At 58.7% G+C, this 17,101-nt stretch carries 13 protein-coding genes; 7 read left to right on the forward strand and 6 right to left on the reverse strand.

Translation table 11 applies throughout. From position 1 onward, the window contains the following. Window positions 1–2: 2 nt before the first annotated feature. Window positions 3–5,588, forward strand: coding sequence for an AAA family ATPase (locus tag V5P19_RS12380; protein WP_334403641.1), 5,586 nt, complete (start codon window positions 3–5; stop codon window positions 5,586–5,588). An 8-nt stretch (window positions 5,589–5,596) separates the two neighbouring features. Here the strand turns inward: V5P19_RS12380 and V5P19_RS12385 are convergent, their stop codons facing one another. Both V5P19_RS12385 and V5P19_RS12390 read right to left on the reverse strand, forming a co-directional pair. Beyond that, window positions 5,597–6,214, reverse strand: coding sequence for a response regulator (locus V5P19_RS12385; protein WP_334403643.1), 618 nt, complete (start codon window positions 6,212–6,214; stop codon window positions 5,597–5,599). 188 nt (window positions 6,215–6,402) lie between these two features. Then, window positions 6,403–6,789, reverse strand: coding sequence for a VOC family protein (locus V5P19_RS12390; protein ID WP_334403645.1), 387 nt, complete (start codon window positions 6,787–6,789; stop codon window positions 6,403–6,405). Between the two features lie 88 nt (window positions 6,790–6,877). Between V5P19_RS12390 and V5P19_RS12395 the strand changes: the two genes are divergently transcribed. From V5P19_RS12395 to foxA, 4 genes are all read left to right on the forward strand, one after another. Continuing rightward, window positions 6,878–7,480: an ATP-dependent Clp protease proteolytic subunit gene (locus V5P19_RS12395; protein ID WP_334403647.1), complete on the forward strand. Its 603-nt coding sequence runs from the start codon at window positions 6,878–6,880 to the stop codon at window positions 7,478–7,480. A gap of 114 nt (window positions 7,481–7,594) precedes the next feature. Then, window positions 7,595–8,716, forward strand: coding sequence for a cupin domain-containing protein (locus V5P19_RS12400; RefSeq protein ID WP_334403649.1), 1,122 nt, complete (start codon window positions 7,595–7,597; stop codon window positions 8,714–8,716). A gap of 86 nt (window positions 8,717–8,802) precedes the next feature. Next, window positions 8,803–9,762, forward strand: coding sequence for an AraC family transcriptional regulator (locus V5P19_RS12405; protein WP_334403651.1), 960 nt, complete (start codon window positions 8,803–8,805; stop codon window positions 9,760–9,762). Between the two features lie 139 nt (window positions 9,763–9,901). After that, a complete protein-coding gene (gene foxA, locus V5P19_RS12410; protein WP_334403654.1) occupies window positions 9,902–11,992 on the forward strand; it encodes a ferrioxamine B receptor FoxA in 2,091 nt (696 codons plus the stop codon). A gap of 48 nt (window positions 11,993–12,040) precedes the next feature. Here the strand turns inward: foxA and V5P19_RS12415 are convergent, their stop codons facing one another. Further along, window positions 12,041–13,456: a PLP-dependent aminotransferase family protein gene (locus tag V5P19_RS12415; RefSeq protein ID WP_334403656.1), complete on the reverse strand. Its 1,416-nt coding sequence runs from the start codon at window positions 13,454–13,456 to the stop codon at window positions 12,041–12,043. Window positions 13,457–13,632: 176 nt separating this feature from the next. Here V5P19_RS12415 and V5P19_RS12420 point away from each other — a divergent pair, with 176 nt between their 5' ends. After that, the gene (locus tag V5P19_RS12420; RefSeq protein WP_334403657.1) at window positions 13,633–13,794 is read left to right on the forward strand and encodes a DUF1127 domain-containing protein; all 162 of its coding nucleotides are present in this window, start codon (window positions 13,633–13,635) and stop codon (window positions 13,792–13,794) included. Window positions 13,795–13,841: 47 nt separating this feature from the next. Here the strand turns inward: V5P19_RS12420 and V5P19_RS12425 are convergent, their stop codons facing one another. Both V5P19_RS12425 and V5P19_RS12430 read right to left on the reverse strand, forming a co-directional pair. Next, complete coding sequence (locus V5P19_RS12425; protein ID WP_334403658.1) at window positions 13,842–14,096, reverse strand: DUF4282 domain-containing protein; 255 nt, start codon at window positions 14,094–14,096, stop codon at window positions 13,842–13,844. Window positions 14,097–14,174: 78 nt separating this feature from the next. Further along, complete coding sequence (locus tag V5P19_RS12430; RefSeq protein ID WP_334403659.1) at window positions 14,175–15,563, reverse strand: PLP-dependent aminotransferase family protein; 1,389 nt, start codon at window positions 15,561–15,563, stop codon at window positions 14,175–14,177. A 102-nt stretch (window positions 15,564–15,665) separates the two neighbouring features. On the opposite strand from V5P19_RS12430, the gene V5P19_RS12435 reads away from it, so the two are divergent. Further along, the gene (locus tag V5P19_RS12435; protein WP_008501331.1) at window positions 15,666–16,145 is read left to right on the forward strand and encodes a carboxymuconolactone decarboxylase family protein; all 480 of its coding nucleotides are present in this window, start codon (window positions 15,666–15,668) and stop codon (window positions 16,143–16,145) included. On the opposite strand, the gene V5P19_RS12440 is transcribed toward V5P19_RS12435, so the two are convergent. Then, a complete protein-coding gene (locus V5P19_RS12440; RefSeq protein ID WP_334403660.1) occupies window positions 16,132–17,034 on the reverse strand; it encodes a LysR family transcriptional regulator in 903 nt (300 codons plus the stop codon). The two genes, V5P19_RS12435 and V5P19_RS12440, sit on opposite strands and share 14 nt — an antisense overlap. Window positions 17,035–17,101: the final 67 nt, after the last annotated feature.

Consider the following 17,101-nt stretch of genomic DNA (forward strand, 5'->3'; position numbering starts at 1 on the left):
GGATGAACAAAAACGATCGGCCTGCATTTTGGCCCGCCCAGGGGAATCTCCATGAAGGGCGGGCTTTTGTACTCAAAGAGGATGTGATTTTTACCATGCTGGCGCAGGAGGGAGGGATCTCCTGGATGAATGCGCGCCATCCTCAATCCGGCGGTTCGTTTATTATTGCCACCGCGGCCAGCGATGAAGAAGAAGAGCGGGCGACGCGCCTGCTTAAAAATGAATTTGCCTTGCGCGATCGGCTTCAGGACAGCTGGGCTATCCGCGCCGTGGCGTCCACCCAGTATCGGGGACGTTTTGCGCTGGTGTACGCGCCTTTTTCCTTTGAACTGCTGGCGCGCCGGGCGGGCAGGGCCATTTCCGGCATCCCCCGTTTTATCGAGCTGGCGATCCGTATCTGCGTGCCCCTGCGTCAGATGCATCTGCAGAACCTGATCCACGGTGATATCAAGCCCGGCAATATTTTTGTTCATCACGATGCCACCTGCCGACTGGGCAGCTTTGGCCTCTCCAGCAATACGTCCGAGGCATTTTCGCAGACCCGGCTTGCGGTTTCCGGCGGGACGCCAGCCTATATGTCCCCTGAGCATACCACCCGCACCCAGCGCCCCGTCGACGGCCGCAGCGATCTCTACAGTCTCGGTATGGTGCTGTACGAGCTGCTGACCGGACGCCTGCCGTTTGAATTGAGCGCGCACGACCAGACAAACTGGGCGCACTATCACATTGCCTCCGAGCCGCTTGCACCGGGCGTAGTGCGCCCGGACGTCCCCGATATGCTGTCGACGATCATTCTCAAGCTGCTGGAGAAGAAGCCTGAGAACCGCTACCAGACGGTCGATGGCCTGATAGCCGACCTCCGGCGCTGCCAGGCCACGCTGACCGTAGAAGGCGAAATTGTCAGCTTTACCCCGGGCCAACAGGACCGTACGCCGGCGATGCCGCTAGCGGAAGCCCTTTTTGCCGCCCATCCGCAGGCCGGTGAGGTGATCGGTGCCTTCGAGCGGGTGGGGCAAAACAGCCTGCCTGAACTGGTGGTTATCGGCGGCCCTTCCGGGATCGGTAAATCCTCCGTGATTGCCACCGCGCTCAAGGCGCTACAGCAGCGCAAGGTGCTGCTGGCCGTGGGCAAAGTCGATCAATTTTCTCCCACGTTACCCTATGGGGTATTGAGCTCGGCGTTCCGCTCCCTGACGCTGCACCTGCTTGGCCTGCCTGCTGACGAGGTAGCGAAGTGGAAAACGCGTTTAGCCCGTGCCCTGGAAGGGTACGAAGAGCTGGCGGTCAGCCTTGTGCCCGAGCTCAACCTGCTGCTGGAAAACAAGCCGCGCCTGTCAGCAGATACGTTTTCCATCGACGCCCGGGCGCGCTTCAACCACATGGTGCAGGCGTTGGTTAAAGCCTTTGCCACGCAAGGGGCGCCGCTGGTGCTGCTGCTGGACGATATCCAGTGGATAGACGCCGTCAGCCTGCAAACGCTTAGCGATCTTCTGGCCACCTGCGGCGCTATTCCGCTGCTGGTGGTCGTGGCCCATCGCGAACTCGGCTCGTTACCGGACGCTAACCTGCAAAAACAGCTGGCGAGCCTGCCGGATGCAGCACAACATGCCACCACCATTGTTCCGCAGCCGCTTTCGGTCAAGGCCGTGGCCCGCTGGCTGGGGGGGATTTTTCACGCCCGCAGCGCCAGCACCACCGATCTCGCGATCCTGATTCATGAGAAAACCGGCGGCAACCCGCTCTTCGTGCACGAGTTTTTCCGCCGCATCGTCGATGACGGGCTGGTCGTTCAGAACATCCATCAGGGCAAGTGGCATTACGATCTGCAGGCGATCCGCGCCCGGCATTACACCGAAAACGTGGTGACGCTGGTGCTTGAACAGCTGGAAGAGATGCCTGACGAAACGCGTCGCCTGCTGGGCAGCATCGCCTGCCTCGGCGGTACGGGCGAGCTGGAGATGATATGCCGCGTGGTGGGGATGTCGGTGGCGGAAATCCGCTACGCGCTCCACCCGGCGGTCAGCGCCCAGCTGATTGTGCTCACGGAAAAAGAGTACGCCTTCACCCACGATCGGGTTCAGGAGGCCGCGTTTGCGCTGTTGGATCAGAATGAGAAAAGCCGTCTGCACCTGACCACCGCCAGCCTGCTGGCCGAGGCCGCACGTCTCGCCGCGGGCAACGAACTGCTGTTCCGCGCCGTCCACCATGTGACCGCCGCGCTGGACTGCATTCAGCCAGCTCCCCAGCGCCAGATGTTCCGCGAGCTGAGCCTGCTGGCCGCCCGGCGTGCGAAGCGCACCGGTGATTACGCTTCAGCGCTGAGCTATATCCAGACGGCCAGAGCCCTGGGCAATGCCGGGACGGTGACGGACTTCATGCTGGATATCGAAGAGGCAGGCTGCGAGTTTGCGCTGGGGCATCTGGATCGCACGCGCGAACTGTGCGACGCCATTCTGGGCTCCCCGGGTGGGCTTACGGAGAAAGCGCTGGCGGCAAACCTGCTGGCAGAAGTCTATCTCCGTCAGTCAGATATTCGTCTGGCGCTGGAGGCGGCCCTCTGCTGGCTGGGCGTGTTTGGTATTCAGATCGGCCGTTATCCGGAAAACGCGGATTGCGACGAAGCCTGGGCGCAGTTTTGCAATCGAACCGGCGGCGCGGCGCAAAACCCGTTCGCACAGCTTGCGCTGATGGAGAACGCCGAGACCGAAGCGGTAATGAATTTGCTCTACAGCGCCAGCATTTTCGCCAGCTTCACCTGCCCGCGCCTGCACTTCTTGCTGCTTTGCCGGATGATGCACCTGACGCTCGACCACGGCATTACCGGGGCATCCACCACCGCAATGGCCTGGTTTGGGGTGCTGATTAGCCACCGTTACGCCGAATACCGACTGGGCTTCCAGTACGGTTCACTGGCCCGAGAGCTGGTGCATCGCCATGGCTATGATGCGTTTGAAGCCAAAACCCTGCTGCCGCTTGACCAGCTAAGCGTGTGGACGCAGCCGCTGTCGTTCACCATCGAGTGTGCGAAAGCCTGCTTCACCTCCGCCGTCACGCACGGCGACATGACGATGGCCTGCTTTGCGGCGTGTCATCAGGTGATCAACTTCCTCACCCGCGGCGATCATCTCGACGGGGTGCTTACCAGCATCGATCGCGGCCTGGCCTTCGTGCGCAAAAGCCACTTCCAGGACGTTGAAACCATCCTGATGGTTCAGCGTCACTACGTGGAGTTTCTGCGCACGCCGGTCATTGGCACCTGGAGTGCGGCTCAGGCTTTGCCTGACGATCTGCTGCCCGCGCCACCGGAACAGGCCCCTGAGCAAACCTCGACCATGCTGTTCTGGTACTGGCTCTATCGCGGCATCGCGCACTTTACCTGCGGCGAATACGTCGAGGCGCAGGCGGAACTTGAGAAGGCAGGGTGGTACGCCTGGTCGGCCCCCGGCCATATTCATCTGCTGGATTACCATCTTTACAGCGCGCTGGCGCTGTCGCGGCAGCTCACGCCGGAGACCTTTTCGGCGGATTACCGCCGCAGCATTCACTCTCACTACGACAACATTGCTCTCTGGGCGCGGATCAATCCGGGGACGTTTGCTGACAAAGAGGCGCTGATCTACGCCGAAATCGTCCGCCTTGACGGGATGAACAGCATCGCGCTGGAGCAGTATGAAAAGGCGGTGCGCCTTTCGCGAGAGGGCGGATTTAACCCGATCAACGCCCTCGCGCACGAGCTGGCGGGGCGTTTTGCGCTGGTTTGTGGCTACCCGACCGCGTCAGATGCCCATTTTCGCGGGTCGATTGCCGCCTGGGGTCGCGCCGGCGCGCAGGCCAAGGTCCGCCAGCTTGAGCAGGATTTCCCGCACCTGCAGGCGTGCGGTCAGGCCAGCGCCTACGACACGGTGGCCTTTGCCCAGAACGAGGTGATCCGCGATCTGCAGAGCGTGATCAAGGCTTCCCGCGCGCTGTCGGAAGAGATCAACCTCGAACGCCTGATTGAAAACCTGATGACGCTTCTCCTCGAACGCGCCGGCGCGCAGCGCGGCTTGCTGCTTCGCGTGAGCGAAAACCACCTCCCTGAAATTGAAGCCAGCGCGTGGACCAGCGCCGACGGCGTGCGGGTGCGGATCCTCAAAGAGGCGCCGGTGGCGACGGATATGCCGCTGTCCGTGCTGGCAGCGGTGATCCGCACCGGGCAGGAGATCCGCACCGGCAAGCCGGAGGCGTTCCATCCGTTTAGCCAAGATCCGTATCTGGTGACCTCGGGGGCGGCGGTGATGTGCGTGCCAATGTTTAAACAGGCGCGCCTGGTGGGCGTGCTGTATCTGGAAAACCGCCTGATGCCTGAAGTCTTTACCGCCGAGCACTCCCGCGTGGTGAGCCTGCTGGGCGCGCAGGCGGCGGTATCGCTGGAAACGGCGCGTCTGTACGCCGAGCTGCTGACGGAGAACATTCACCGTCGGCGCGTGGAGAAAGAGCTGCGAGCCAGTCAGACCTCGCTGATGCTGGGCGAGCAGATCAGCCATACCGGCAGCTGGCGCTGGGAGCTGGAGCAGGATCTGATGTTTATGTCGGAAGAGTACGCCCGTATTCTTGGCCTGCCTGAGCAGCAAAAGATGATCTCGATGGCGGAGTTTCTGACCTTCGTTCACGAGGACGATTATGCCCGTATCAGCGCCCTCGTGACCCAGAGCGTCAGCGACGGGCTGTCGATGCGGGCCGAGTTTCGCATCATCCGCACCGACGGCTCCACCCGCTATCTGCTGGGCATTGGCGATCCGGTGGGCGTCGGTAGCGAGGTGAACGAGTATTACGGCATCATCACCGACATCACCAGCCAGCGTGCAGCGGAAGACGCGATGCGGATGGCTCAGGCGGATCTCGCCAGGGTCTCCCGCGCCACAACCGTCGGACAGCTCACCTCATCTATCGCCCATGAGGTTAATCAGCCGCTGATGTCCATCGTCTCAAACGCCGGTGCAAGCCTGCGCTGGCTCAACCGCGAGCCCGCCAGGCTGGATAAGGTGCGGGAAGGGCTGGAAGAGATCGCCGCAGAGGGCGAGCGCGCGGGGGAGATCATCCGCAGCATTCAGTCCCTGACGCGCAAGCAAGATCCGACGTTTTCACGTATCGATCTGCATTACCTGCTCCACCACATCATCATGCTGTCCCGCAGCGAGCTGGAGCTGCGACACATTAGCGTAGATTATCTGTTGAATGCACGGGACAGTTTTATCATTGGTGACAGCGTGCAGATCCAGCAGGTGTTGCTCAACCTGGTGATGAATGCGGTGGAGGCGATGGCGGAGATTAAAGATCGTCCGTGCAGCATTACCCTTTCCACCAGCAACTGTGCCGAAGGGAAAGTGATCGTGGAGATTGCCGATACCGGCAGCGGCATTGAGCCAGAGCGGATGGAGCAGATTTTTGACTCCTTCTACTCCACCAAGGCGCAGGGCATGGGGATGGGGTTGACCATCAGCGCCAGCATCATTGAACGGCACCGGGGAAAACTGAGCGCCAGCCGCAGAATGCCACACGGAACGGTATTCACCTTCGCGCTGCCCCTTGCCGGTGAAGAGGCGTAACGGCGCGGCTATTCCGCTGCCAGGGTTTTGGTCAGGCGCTCGACGGCCCTGACCAGCTCGGCGACCGAACGCACCTGCATTTTCTCCATCACCCTGCGGCGATGCACTTTCACCGTAATTTCACTTACGCCCAGTTCGGCGGCGATCTGCTTGTTCAGCAGGCCGCTGATCGCAAGCTGCAGCACTTCATGCTCGCGTGGGGTGAGGGACATATGGCGTTGCTTCAGGGCATAGTGCTCTTTCAACTGAACGGCGTTGTTCTGCGCCAGGCGTAACGCCGATTCGATGGAATCAATCAGCGCGGTAGATTCAACGGGCTTGGTGAGAAATTCGTAAGCGCCGCCCTTGATGGCCCGGACGGACATGGGAATGGTGCCATGACCGGTGAGAAAGATAATGGGGATCTCTCGTCCGCTGGCCTTGAGGGCGTCCGCCACGTCAAAGCCGCTGATCGCAGGCATCTGCATATCCAGGATCACGCAGGAGGGGAGGTCTTCAAAAGGGTGCTGGAGAAACGATTGTGCGGATGAGAAGCCGACGGCGCGCAGGTCCGCAGATTCCAGTAGGCTGACCACGGATCGCCTGACAGTGTCATCGTCATCAACCACATATACAATGTGTTCCATTCACCGCCCCGGTGTGTGATCGGTAAAAAATCGAGAAGAAAAGCAGCCTCTTAGTGACCTAAGAGACTGTTTGCTATGCTCATTCATACTAACACATTAGATATCATTATCATTTATGAATATGATAATGATATGAATATGGAGTGTAATAAAAATGTGGCGAAATGGTTAGGAATGAAACGCTGTTTTTATGCACCCACCAGCTCAATGCGGTTTCCGTCCGGGTCTGCAATCACCGCTTCATAAAAACCATCTCCCGTCATACGCGGTGCGCTGAGCAACGTGCCGTTTGACTGCGCCAGCCCCGCCATGCGGTCAACCTCGGCCTTATCGCCGACGTTGATAGCAATATGCGCCCAGCCAACATATTCCGGGTGTGAGGGTGCGTCCGGCACGGCCGGGAGCGTCATCAGCTCGACAGTCGGGCCGCTGTCCAGGGTAATAAAGTGCGATTCAAATCCAGGACGATTTTTACTGACGTAACGCGCGTTGCTGCGCCCGCCAAAAACGGTTTCCCAGAACTGAACCTGAGCCTCCAGGCTGCGGGTCCAGAGTGCGACATGTGCAATGTTCATAATAACCCTCGATGTTTTTGTCAGAGGACGTAGACGGGTAAAACAGGCTACACTCTGATTTTGAGCGCGACAAGCTGAGGACATAACAATGCACTACACACTCAAAAGTGACGATAAAGAAAAAACGGAAGGAACAAACGGCGCGGGCGCTCTGCAGCAAAAACTGCTGGAGTCCCGCTCGATTGTGATCTCCGGCGAGATTAACCAGGAACTGGCGCAGAAAGTCATCACCCAGATGATCCTGCTGCAAAGCGTGAGCAACGACCCTATCAAGCTGTACATCAACAGCCAGGGCGGCCATGTGGAAGCGGGCGATACCATCCACGACTTCATCAAATTCATTCGCCCAGACGTGCATGTGATTGGCACCGGCTGGGTGGCGAGCGCCGGGATCACCATCTTCCTCGCGGCGAAAAAAGAGCACCGCTACTCCTTGCCGAATACCCGCTTTATGATCCACCAGCCGCTGGGCGGCGTGCGCGGTCAGGCAACGGATATTGAAATTGAGGCGCGTGAAATTATCCGCATGCTGGATCGCGTGAACAAGCTGATTGCTGACGCCACCGGCCAGCCGCTGGAAAAAGTGAAAAAAGACACCGACCGTAACTTCTGGATGTCTCCGGCAGAAGCGCTGGACTACGGCATTGTGGGCAAACTGATTACCCATTATGACGAGTTGAAGCTGGACTGATCCTCAAGGCCGGACGTCTGAGCCGGCCTTCTCTCCTCGTTTGACCCATGACAAGTTCCCTCTGAACCGCCTCATCTATAATCGCGCCTGTTTCCCTTCTCACTGGTGTTAACCATGGCGTATCAACTGAACCTGAACTGGCCTGAATTCCTCGAAAAATACTGGCAAAAAAAGCCGGTCGTGCTGAAAAATGCCTTCCCGAATTTTGTCGATCCTATTACCCCGGACGAGCTGGCCGGTCTGGCGATGGAGCCGGAGGTTGATAGCCGCCTGGTCAGTCACGCCAACGGTAAATGGCAGGCCAGCAACGGTCCGTTTGAGCACTTCGATAATCTGGGCGAAACCGGCTGGTCGCTGCTGGCGCAGGCGGTAAACCACTGGCACATGCCTGCCGCTGAGCTGGTGCGTCCGTTCCGCGTGCTGCCGGACTGGCGTCTTGACGATCTGATGATCTCCTTCTCCGTGCCTGGCGGCGGTGTGGGCCCGCATATCGATCAGTACGACGTGTTTATCATTCAGGGGATGGGCAGCCGCCGCTGGCGCGTGGGTGACAAGCTGCCGATGCGTCAGTTCTGCCCGCATCCGGCGCTGCTGCACGTCGATCCGTTTGAACCGATCATCGACGAAGATCTGGCCCCCGGCGATATCCTCTATATTCCGCCTGGATTCCCGCACGACGGCTTTACCCACGAGACCGCGCTCAACTACTCCGTCGGCTTCCGTGGGCCGAACGGCCGCGACCTGATCAGCAGCTTTGCCGATTACGCGCTGGAAAACGATCTGGGCGGCGAGCATTACAGCGATCCGGATCTAACCTGTCGTGAACACCCTGGCCGCGTGGAGCAGTACGAACTGGATCGCGTTCGCCAGATGATGATCGACATGATCGCCAACCCTGACGATTTCACCCGGTGGTTTGGCAGCTTTGTCTCTACGCCACGCCACGAGCTGGACGTCGCCGCCGCCGAGCCGCCGTACGCGCCAGAAGAGGTGCTGGACGCGCTGCAGGGCGGTGAAACGCTGTCGCGCCTGAGCGGACTTCGCGTGTTGAACATCAACGGCAGTTTCTTCATCAACAGCGAACGGCTGGAAACGGTAGACGCGAAGGCGGCGGATGCGCTGTGTCGCTACACCGAGTTTGGCCAGGCGGAGCTGGGGGATGCACTGAATAACCCGGCGTTTGTGGAAGAGCTGACCGGCTTGATTAACCAGGGCTACTGGTACTTCGACGAGTAATCGCCCAGGTAACCTCTGCGGCGACGTAGCGTTTGCGCCGCCGCAGTGTTAAGGTTTTCCCGTTAATCGCCCACGCAAACGCCACTATGACTCACTCTACGCACGTCAGCTCGTCCACCAAGCGCCTCTTCTGCGTGAAAGACTTTATTGGCTTCGGCGAGCGCTACGGTATCGATTACCGCTTCCCCCAGCTACATGATGCCGATGCCGTCGGCAGCCCGGTGCTGCACGGTGACGTGGAGGAGATGACGCTCTCCTCGGGCATTTCGCTGACCCACTCCGACGTTCGCGTATTACAGCCTTACGAAACAACCTCTCGCCACAGCAGCCCGCTCTATATGCTGGTGGTGCTGGAAGGATCCGTCACGCTGACGCTCAGCGGCAACGAATATGTGGTGCGATCCGGTATGGCGTTCAGCTCCCGCCTCAGTGAAGAGCAGGTGATGAGCGCGCGGCACGATGCGGATAGCACTCTGAAGACGCTCTCGTTTGGTGTGTACCCTAATGACGCCCGGCGTGAAAGCCTGCTGGAATCGCTGCTTCTGGAATGGCAAAGCCTGAATGCCTCTACCTTTGTCTGGCAGGTTCCTGGATTCGTGCTGTCCGGCATTCAGCATGCACAGCAGCAGGGCGTGAGCGCGTTAACCCGCAGGCTGCTGCTGGAAGGGCTGATGTATCCGCTGCTTGGACATGGCCTGCATCAGCGCCAGCAGCACCGTCCGTGTCGGCCAGAGCATGTTCGTCTGGAACGCGTGCGGAGCAGGCTGGAACAGTCGCCCGAACAGAATCATACCCTCGCCGAACTGGCCGCCCTTGCGGCGATGAGCCAAAGCAGCCTGCGCAGCAAGTTCCGCCAGCGCTATGGTTGCACGCTCTTTGATTATCTTCGCGATTGTCGTCTCGCGCTGGCGCGTCGCTATCTGCTGGAAGGCTACAGCGTGCAGCAGGCGGCGTGGATGTGCGGCTACCAACATGCCACGAATTTCTCTACCGCGTTTCGCCGCCGCTACGGTATTTCACCGGGAGAGATCCGCAACGCGCGCTAACGCACTTTCCCCGTTCCTGCTAACGCTTCCCGTGCTGTTTGTCATCGCGCATACGTAACCTGGCGGCAGGCATAGCCGTTTGCCCTCTCAAAAAGGTAATAATTCTTATTAACAATAAGAGAACTCTTTGGAGAAGGTCATGTTTGCTAAATCGCGTTTGGCACTGCTGGTGGGATGGGTTACCGGTAGCGTCGCTTTTCCTTTACTGGCGCAGGATGCCCAAAAAACGGATACCGTGGTGGTGACGTCGCAGATGCAGTCTGCGGCCACCAAGCTTGAAACCCCTGATATCGAAACCCCGCAGTCGGTCTCTATCGTCACCCGCGAGCAGTTTGAAGAGCAGGGAGCAACCAGCGTGCGTCAGGCGGTGAGTTACACGCCGGGGGTTTACAGTAACCAGATAGGTGCCTCAAACCGCTTTGACTATATCGTGTTGCGCGGCTTCTCCGACGGCAGCCTGGATAACATCTATCTCGATGGTCTGAAGATGATGGGAGACACCAACTCCCATAGCTCGCTGGTGATCGATCCCTGGTTCCTGGAAAATGTCGAAGTGGTACGCGGCCCGGCCTCCGTACTGTACGGTCGCTCATCGCCGGGTGGGATTGTGGCGCTTACGTCCCGTAAACCGTCGTTCGATCCGGGCGGGGAGATCAAGCTGTTCGCCGGTAACAATAACCAGCGCGGGGCGATGTTCGACGTCACCGGTCCGGTTGACGATAACGACCGCGTGGCGGTGCGCCTCAGCGGGATGACCCGCTACGCCGATTCCCAGTTCGACCCGCTGAAGGAAGAACGTTACGCGCTGATGCCGAGCCTGACCTGGCGCATCACTGATAATACCCGTCTGGAACTGATGGCCTATCTGCACCGCGATCCGGAAGGCGGCAGCCACTCCGGCCTGCCGTACGAAGGCACCGTCGTGCCGCACTACGGCAAGAAAATCTCCAACACTTTCTTTGAAGGCGAGGATGATTATGACAAATACGATCGTCGTGAAAACATGGTGGGCTACAACATCGAGCACATGTTCGATAGCGGCTGGTCGGTTCGTCAGAAGCTGCGCTATGCGCACACCAACGTTGAATTGAATCAGGTTTACGCCGCAGGCTGGCTGAATGAAACCGAGCTTAACCGCGGCTATTCCGGGTCCGACGAGAAGATGAATGCCATCACGCTGGATAATCAGGTCGACGGCAGCTTTGATACCTGGGCGGTGAACCACCGCGTGCTGATCGGGATGGACTACCAGGATCGCAGTAACAACACCACCGGATATTACGGTGGATTCCCGCCCATCAACGCGTTCAATCCGGTCTACGGCGCGAAGCCGGACTACATCACGCAGTACAGCCAGGAAAAGCACAAGCTGCGCCAGACGGGCTATTACCTGCAGGATCAGATGTCCTGGGACCGCTGGCGTCTGACGCTCGGCGGGCGTTACGATCGGGTGAGCGTGTCGAATATCGACAACTTCAACCATACCCGCAGCGATCTGGATAAGAACAACTTCAGCAGCCGCGCGGCGCTGCTGTATCTGTTTGATAACGGCGTAGCGCCTTACGTGAGCTACTCAACCGCCTTTACGCCGACCAGCTTTGCCGACGAGCAGGGCAATATCCTGGAGCCGATGAAGGGCAAGCAGTGGGAAGCTGGGGTGAAATATGAGCCTGAGGGGATGAACAGCCAGTTCAGCGCTTCGGTGTTCCGCATCAACCAGAAGAACATTGCCACCAAAGAGGAGCCGACCGATCCCTACCGCTCGATCGGTGAAATCGAGTCCGAAGGGGTCGAGCTGGAAGCGATTGGACAGCTGACGGACAGCCTGCGCATGCAGGCGGCGTATACCTATACCGACATTCGCTATAAGAAAAGCAGCCCGGAAGAGCAGGGCAAGCGCGCCGTTTATGCCCCGCGTAACATGGCCAGCGCCTGGCTGAGCTACGACGTTAAAACGGGCCCGCTCGACGGTCTGACCGTCGGTTCGGGCGTACGCTATGTGAACGGTGTCACCAGCGATCGTCAGAACACCCATACGCTGCCGTCGTATACGCTGGTGGATATGGTGGTGGGATATGACCTGTCTCACGTTGGGCTGACGGGCGTGAGCGCGCAGCTGAACGTCAATAACCTGACGGACAAGCGCTACGTGGCGGCGTGTAACTCGCTCTCATACTGCTATTTTGGCGCAGAACGCAGCATTGTGGGCAGCGTTTCCTGGACATTCTGATTCGTTAGCCATTGCCCGGTGGCGCTACGCTACCGGGCAAAAAAACCATTACTCTTCCATTGCAATCACGATCGCCTCGCCCATCTTCTTCAACGCATCGCGATTTTTATCCGTTGGCGGTATGGCCACGTTAATGCGCAGGCAGTTGCGGTACTTCCCGGAGGCGGAAAACAGCGATCCGGCCGCCGCCTGGATCTTCAGCCGACACAGTTGCTTGCTCACGCACACCATGTCCACCTTCTCCGGCAGCTCAACCCACAGCAAAAAACTCCCCTGCGGGCGGGTTACGCAGATCTCAGCCGGAAAATATTGCCGCACCCAGCAGGTGTAGGTTTCCATATTCTGCTGATAAATCTGACGCATACGCCGCACGTGACGATGGTAATGGCCGTCGCGGATAAACGCCGCCACCGCCATTTGCGTCCCGGGCACGTTGAACCCGCCCGCGGCGTATTTCATGTGCATCACCCGGTCGTAATAACGTCCCGGCACAATCCAGCCGACGCGCAGCCCCGGCGCGACGGTCTTGGTAAACGAACTGCAGAGCAGCACGCGGCCGTCGATATCCATGGAGTGAATCGTGCGCGGGCGCGGGTATTCCGCCGCCAGTTCGCCGTAAATATCATCCTCGACGATGACGATATCGTGCCGCTGGGCCAGCGCCAGAACCTGCTTCTTACGCGCTTCCGGCATAATAAACCCGAGCGGATTATTGCAGTTGGGCACGAGGATCACCGCCTTGATGGGCCACTGCTCCAGCGCCAGTTCGAGGGCTTCAACGCTGATCCCTGTTTCCGGATCGGTCGGAATTTCAATCGCTTTGATGTCAAACCCGCGCAGCATCTGCATGGTGCCGTGAAACGACGGTGACTCTACCGCCACGATATCACCCGGCTTGCAGATGGAGAGCAGGGCAATCGACAGCGCGCCGTGGCAGCCGTTGGTAATAACGATTTCGTTTGCCGCCACGGTTGAACCGCCGTCCAGCATCAGGCGGGCGATCTGCTCGCGCAGTTCCAGACGACCGTCGAGCACGTCATAGCTCAACATCTCGGCAGGGTTATGCTGCGCAATGCGGCTCATCTCGCGCCACAGAGGTTTCAGGCTTGGCTGATTAACGTCCGGCGAGCCGCCGCCGAAGGAGATCATCTCTTTGTCGGCGCGGGCGTCCAGCAGCATCATCACTTCATCCCACTGGGTCACGTCGACAGGGCGTTGCACCGGGCGCGTCATGGCCGGGACGGGAGGCTTTGCTTTGGGAGGTGAGACAAAATAACCGGAGCGCGGCTGAGGGGTAATCAGCTGCAGATTTTCCAGAATCTGGTAAGCCTGCTGTATGGTACTGATACTCACGCCGTGCTCCTGGCTCAGCGCACGCACCGACGGCAGACGCTCGCCGCTGCGATACAGCCCCTGTTGAATGCGTTCTGCCAGAAGGTTGGCCAGATATTGATAGCGCGTCATGCTGTATCCTTTGTTTTCACCATACAGATTATAAAACCAGTACAGATTGCCACACAAAATGGCATGCAGATACCGTTTTAGCGGATCTGTATGTTAAACAAAAGTTTTTTTTGAGTCTGTATTGCTGAGGGGGATTTCCACGATGATAAGGTCACTGGCACCGAGAGGAGAACATCATGGAATTCTACGCGCATCGTTCAAAACGTCCGTTTATCGCATTTGTCTGGATCGGAAAAACGATCTGCAACTGGTATCGCATCAACCGGACGCGTCGCATCTTGAGTCAGATGAGCGACGAGCAGCTTAAGGACGTTGGGTTATCCCGCAATGACATTTGATCCGTAGGCCGGGTCAGGCGCAGCCGCCGCCCGGCACATCCGGCGAATTATTCGACGGATTTTACCGACGTGTTTTCGGCGATACGACGCAGGTATTCGTTGTTCTTAAAGGCAACCATGATCAATTCGAACATTACGCGACACCCGATCAGGCTGAAGATCATACCGAAAAAGCCCGCGATGAGATGTTCTGTGAACATGGAGTACACGCCGCCGATAAAAATAAGCAGCATGGCGATCCAGTAGAAAAAGACCAGCACGCGTGGCGTTAATAAATAGTCGAACCCCAGAATGGATTTCATTTTCTTTTCCTTAGAAATATAAAGTCTTGCGATTATATTGATAACCCATGTTGGTGCCTTTCGTATAGCTATCTGAATTCAGAGTAGTAATTCCAGCGTTTCTTGTTTCGGCCTCTCGAGCAGCGCCAGCGCTTCCTCGTACGTGCGTACGTTGTTGTATCCCATCACCAGCCCGTAGCGCTTGCCGGACCCGCGATACCACTCTGACAGGGCATTCACCTGCAGCTGCTGCGCCTGCCAGCATTGCGCGATCTCCCGGTCGCAGCTTCCTTTCGCCAGAAAGGCCACAACATGCATTCCGCCGTCGTTTTGCTCGGTGAAAAACAGGTCGCCATACACCGCTTTCAGGGCGGCAATCATCCAGTCTCGCCGGGTCTGGTACAGCGCACGCATTTTCTTGAGATGACGGAAAAAATGCCCTTCGTTGAGAAACGCGGTGAGGATCTTTTGCGTCAGCACCGGCTGGCCGCTGGCGACGATGTCCGCACAGTCGGTAAAAGCCTCAACGGTGCTGGCGGGCATCACGACGTAGCCCATCCGCAGTGACGGCATAATGGTTTTGCTGAAGGTGCCCATAAAAATCACCCGGTCATGTCGGTCGAGGCTTTTCAGCGACGGCAAAACCTTGCGGGTATAGTGAAATTCGCCGTCGTAATCGTCCTCAATAATCCACGCGTCGTTCTGAGTCGCCCAGTCAAGAAGCTGTTGTTTACGGGGCAGGGAAAGCGTGACCGCCAGCGGACTTTGGTGCGACGGCGTGATGATGGCAAAGCGGGCATCGCGATGATGACGCAGCAGGTACTCGGTATCGATGCCTGCACGATCGACCGGCACGGTGTGCAGGCGGGGGACGATCCGCTTGAGCAACTGCTGGCCCATGAAATAGCCCGGGTCCTCAAAGACCACTTTGTCGCTGCGGCTGGCGAGCGTGTCCAGAATCAGGCGCAAGCTGCCGCTGTAGCCGCTGGTGATCAGCACCTGTTCAGCGGTGCAGGAGAGGCCGCGCGAGATATTCACATAGCGTGCAATCGCCTCACGCAGCGGATACCAGCCGAGAACCGGCGGGTTGAGCATCTCTTCCTGGCGCATGGAGCGTGTGGCCTGGCCGGCCAGCAGCAGCCATTTTTTGTACGGAAAACTGTCGAGAGACGGAATGCCCGGGCGTAAAAAACCGGCCCGCTCGCGCTGGCTGATGAGCGAGGCGGGAAGCGTCCCGGTGGGGTGTTCTGCGGGTGCACTTTTGGCGGGCAGCAACAGATCCGGGTTCACCCGCGTGCCGCGCGCGCCCTGGCTCACCAGATATCCTTCGCCCGTCAGGATCGCGTACGCGGTTTCGACGGTTTTACGCGCTACCTTCAGCTCTTCGGCCAGCACGCGAATGGCGGGCACTTTGTCGCCAGGCTTGAGTACACCGCTTGCGATGTTGTCCCGATAGCGGGCGTAAATCTCGTGATAGCCTGACTTCATGTCCTACCTCATTTCATTATTTTTGTATCTTTTTACTATGTCATATTGCCGGTACATTTACCTCATCGCATGACATATGCCGCCTACAAAAGAGGAAAGACCATGAGCACTCGCGTAAACCACCATAAAGCGACACCGGCCCTCGCCAACGCGCTGTCCGCCCTGAGCATGGAAGTGGCGAAAACCTCCATCGATCCGGCGCTGAAGCACCTGATCGACATTCGTGTGTCGCAGCTGAACGGCTGTACCTTCTGCCTGGATATGCACTCGAAAGAGGCCAAAATCGCCGGGGAACGCGAGCTGCGCCTTTACCACCTGGCAGCATGGCGCGAATCGCCGCTGTTCAGCGCCCGCGAGAAAGCCGCGCTGGCGTTTACCGAAGCGCTGACCCAAATCGGCGTTCACGGGGTGAGCGATGCGCTGTACCGCAGCGTGGCGGAGCACTTCTCGGACGTGGAGATTTCAGAGCTGAACTTCGCCATCGTGGCGATCAACGCCTGGAACCGTCTGGGCATCACATCGCGCATGGCGCCTGGCTCGCTGGACGCGGCTTATGGGCTGAATAAGGCTAACCTGGAATAATTCCGCGCTCGCGGATCATCGCCACCAGCGCGCGTAATCCTGGCGGAACGTGGCGATGGCCAGGATAATAAAGGCGCAGCCCGGCAAAGGGCTGCGACCAGTCGTGTAATACGCTCATCAGTTCCCCGCGTTTCAGCTCATCCTGTATATAGAGTTCCGGCAAAAATCCTACCCCTAATCCGGCTTTCACGGTGCGGATAGCGGCGAAAAGATCGGACGTCGCAAACCGCGGCGGCACGGTCAGGGCGTATTCCTCACCGCGACGCGCCAGCTCCCAGCGGTAGATCCCACCGTGAGCCATACGCATGCCGATCCCCTGATGCAACAGCAGATCGTCAGGCGTTTGTGGAATACCGTGACGCTGAAAATACGCTGGCGTGGCGGTGACGAGCTGGCGGATCTCACCGGTTAGCGGCACGGCGATCATGTCCTGCGGCACGGATTCTTCAAGGCGGATCCCCGCGTCATAACCTTCGGCGACGATGTCGATCGTTCGCGCTTCGCTCACCGTCTCCACGCGCATTTTTGGGTAGCGGATCATAAAGTCGATCAGCAGCCGATCCAAAAAAAGCGCGCCAATATTGTGCGGCACGTTCAGGCGGATCGTGCCGGCGGGTTCCCCGGTGTCGCTGTGAAGTTCTTCGCCAGCCAGGCGAATTTCCTGTAATGCCGGGCCGATGCGCGCCACGTATCGCTGCCCTGCGTCGGTAAGCGCTACGCTGCGGGTGGTGCGGTTAAAAAGGCGAGTCTCAAGGCGGCTTTCTAGCCCGGCGATTGCATTACTCACTGCTGTGGCGGACATGCCCAGCTCCTGCGCCGCGCCGCGAAAGCTGCCCCGGCGCACTACCGCCATCACCACTTCCAGCGCTGTCAGACCTGAACGATGCATAGATTATCCTGAAAATCGGTACACCCTTTGCAGCATACCGTGGATTATCGTAGCGGAGAAGCCGTGC

Source organism: Enterobacter sp. UNJFSC 003 (genome assembly GCF_036903355.1).
In the GTDB taxonomy this organism is placed as follows: Bacteria; Pseudomonadota; Gammaproteobacteria; order Enterobacterales; family Enterobacteriaceae; genus Enterobacter.

What these genes read in the sequence shown, in the direction of transcription:
- V5P19_RS12420 (WP_334403657.1), top strand. Translation starts at nt 13,633, where the DNA reads ATGGAATTCTACGCGCATCGTTCAAAACGTCCGTTTATCGCATTTGTC.
- V5P19_RS12380 (WP_334403641.1), top strand. Translation starts at nt 3, where the DNA reads ATGAACAAAAACGATCGGCCTGCATTTTGGCCCGCCCAGGGGAATCTC.
- V5P19_RS12390 (WP_334403645.1), bottom strand. Translation starts at nt 6,789, where the DNA reads ATGAACATTGCACATGTCGCACTCTGGACCCGCAGCCTGGAGGCTCAG.
- foxA (WP_334403654.1), top strand. Translation starts at nt 9,902, where the DNA reads ATGTTTGCTAAATCGCGTTTGGCACTGCTGGTGGGATGGGTTACCGGT.
- V5P19_RS12415 (WP_334403656.1), bottom strand. Translation starts at nt 13,456, where the DNA reads ATGACGCGCTATCAATATCTGGCCAACCTTCTGGCAGAACGCATTCAA.
- V5P19_RS12435 (WP_008501331.1), top strand. Translation starts at nt 15,666, where the DNA reads ATGAGCACTCGCGTAAACCACCATAAAGCGACACCGGCCCTCGCCAAC.
- V5P19_RS12395 (WP_334403647.1), top strand. Translation starts at nt 6,878, where the DNA reads ATGCACTACACACTCAAAAGTGACGATAAAGAAAAAACGGAAGGAACA.
- V5P19_RS12405 (WP_334403651.1), top strand. Translation starts at nt 8,803, where the DNA reads ATGACTCACTCTACGCACGTCAGCTCGTCCACCAAGCGCCTCTTCTGC.
- V5P19_RS12425 (WP_334403658.1), bottom strand. Translation starts at nt 14,096, where the DNA reads ATGAAATCCATTCTGGGGTTCGACTATTTATTAACGCCACGCGTGCTG.
- V5P19_RS12385 (WP_334403643.1), bottom strand. Translation starts at nt 6,214, where the DNA reads ATGGAACACATTGTATATGTGGTTGATGACGATGACACTGTCAGGCGA.
- V5P19_RS12430 (WP_334403659.1), bottom strand. Translation starts at nt 15,563, where the DNA reads ATGAAGTCAGGCTATCACGAGATTTACGCCCGCTATCGGGACAACATC.
- V5P19_RS12400 (WP_334403649.1), top strand. Translation starts at nt 7,595, where the DNA reads ATGGCGTATCAACTGAACCTGAACTGGCCTGAATTCCTCGAAAAATAC.
- V5P19_RS12440 (WP_334403660.1), bottom strand. Translation starts at nt 17,034, where the DNA reads ATGCATCGTTCAGGTCTGACAGCGCTGGAAGTGGTGATGGCGGTAGTG.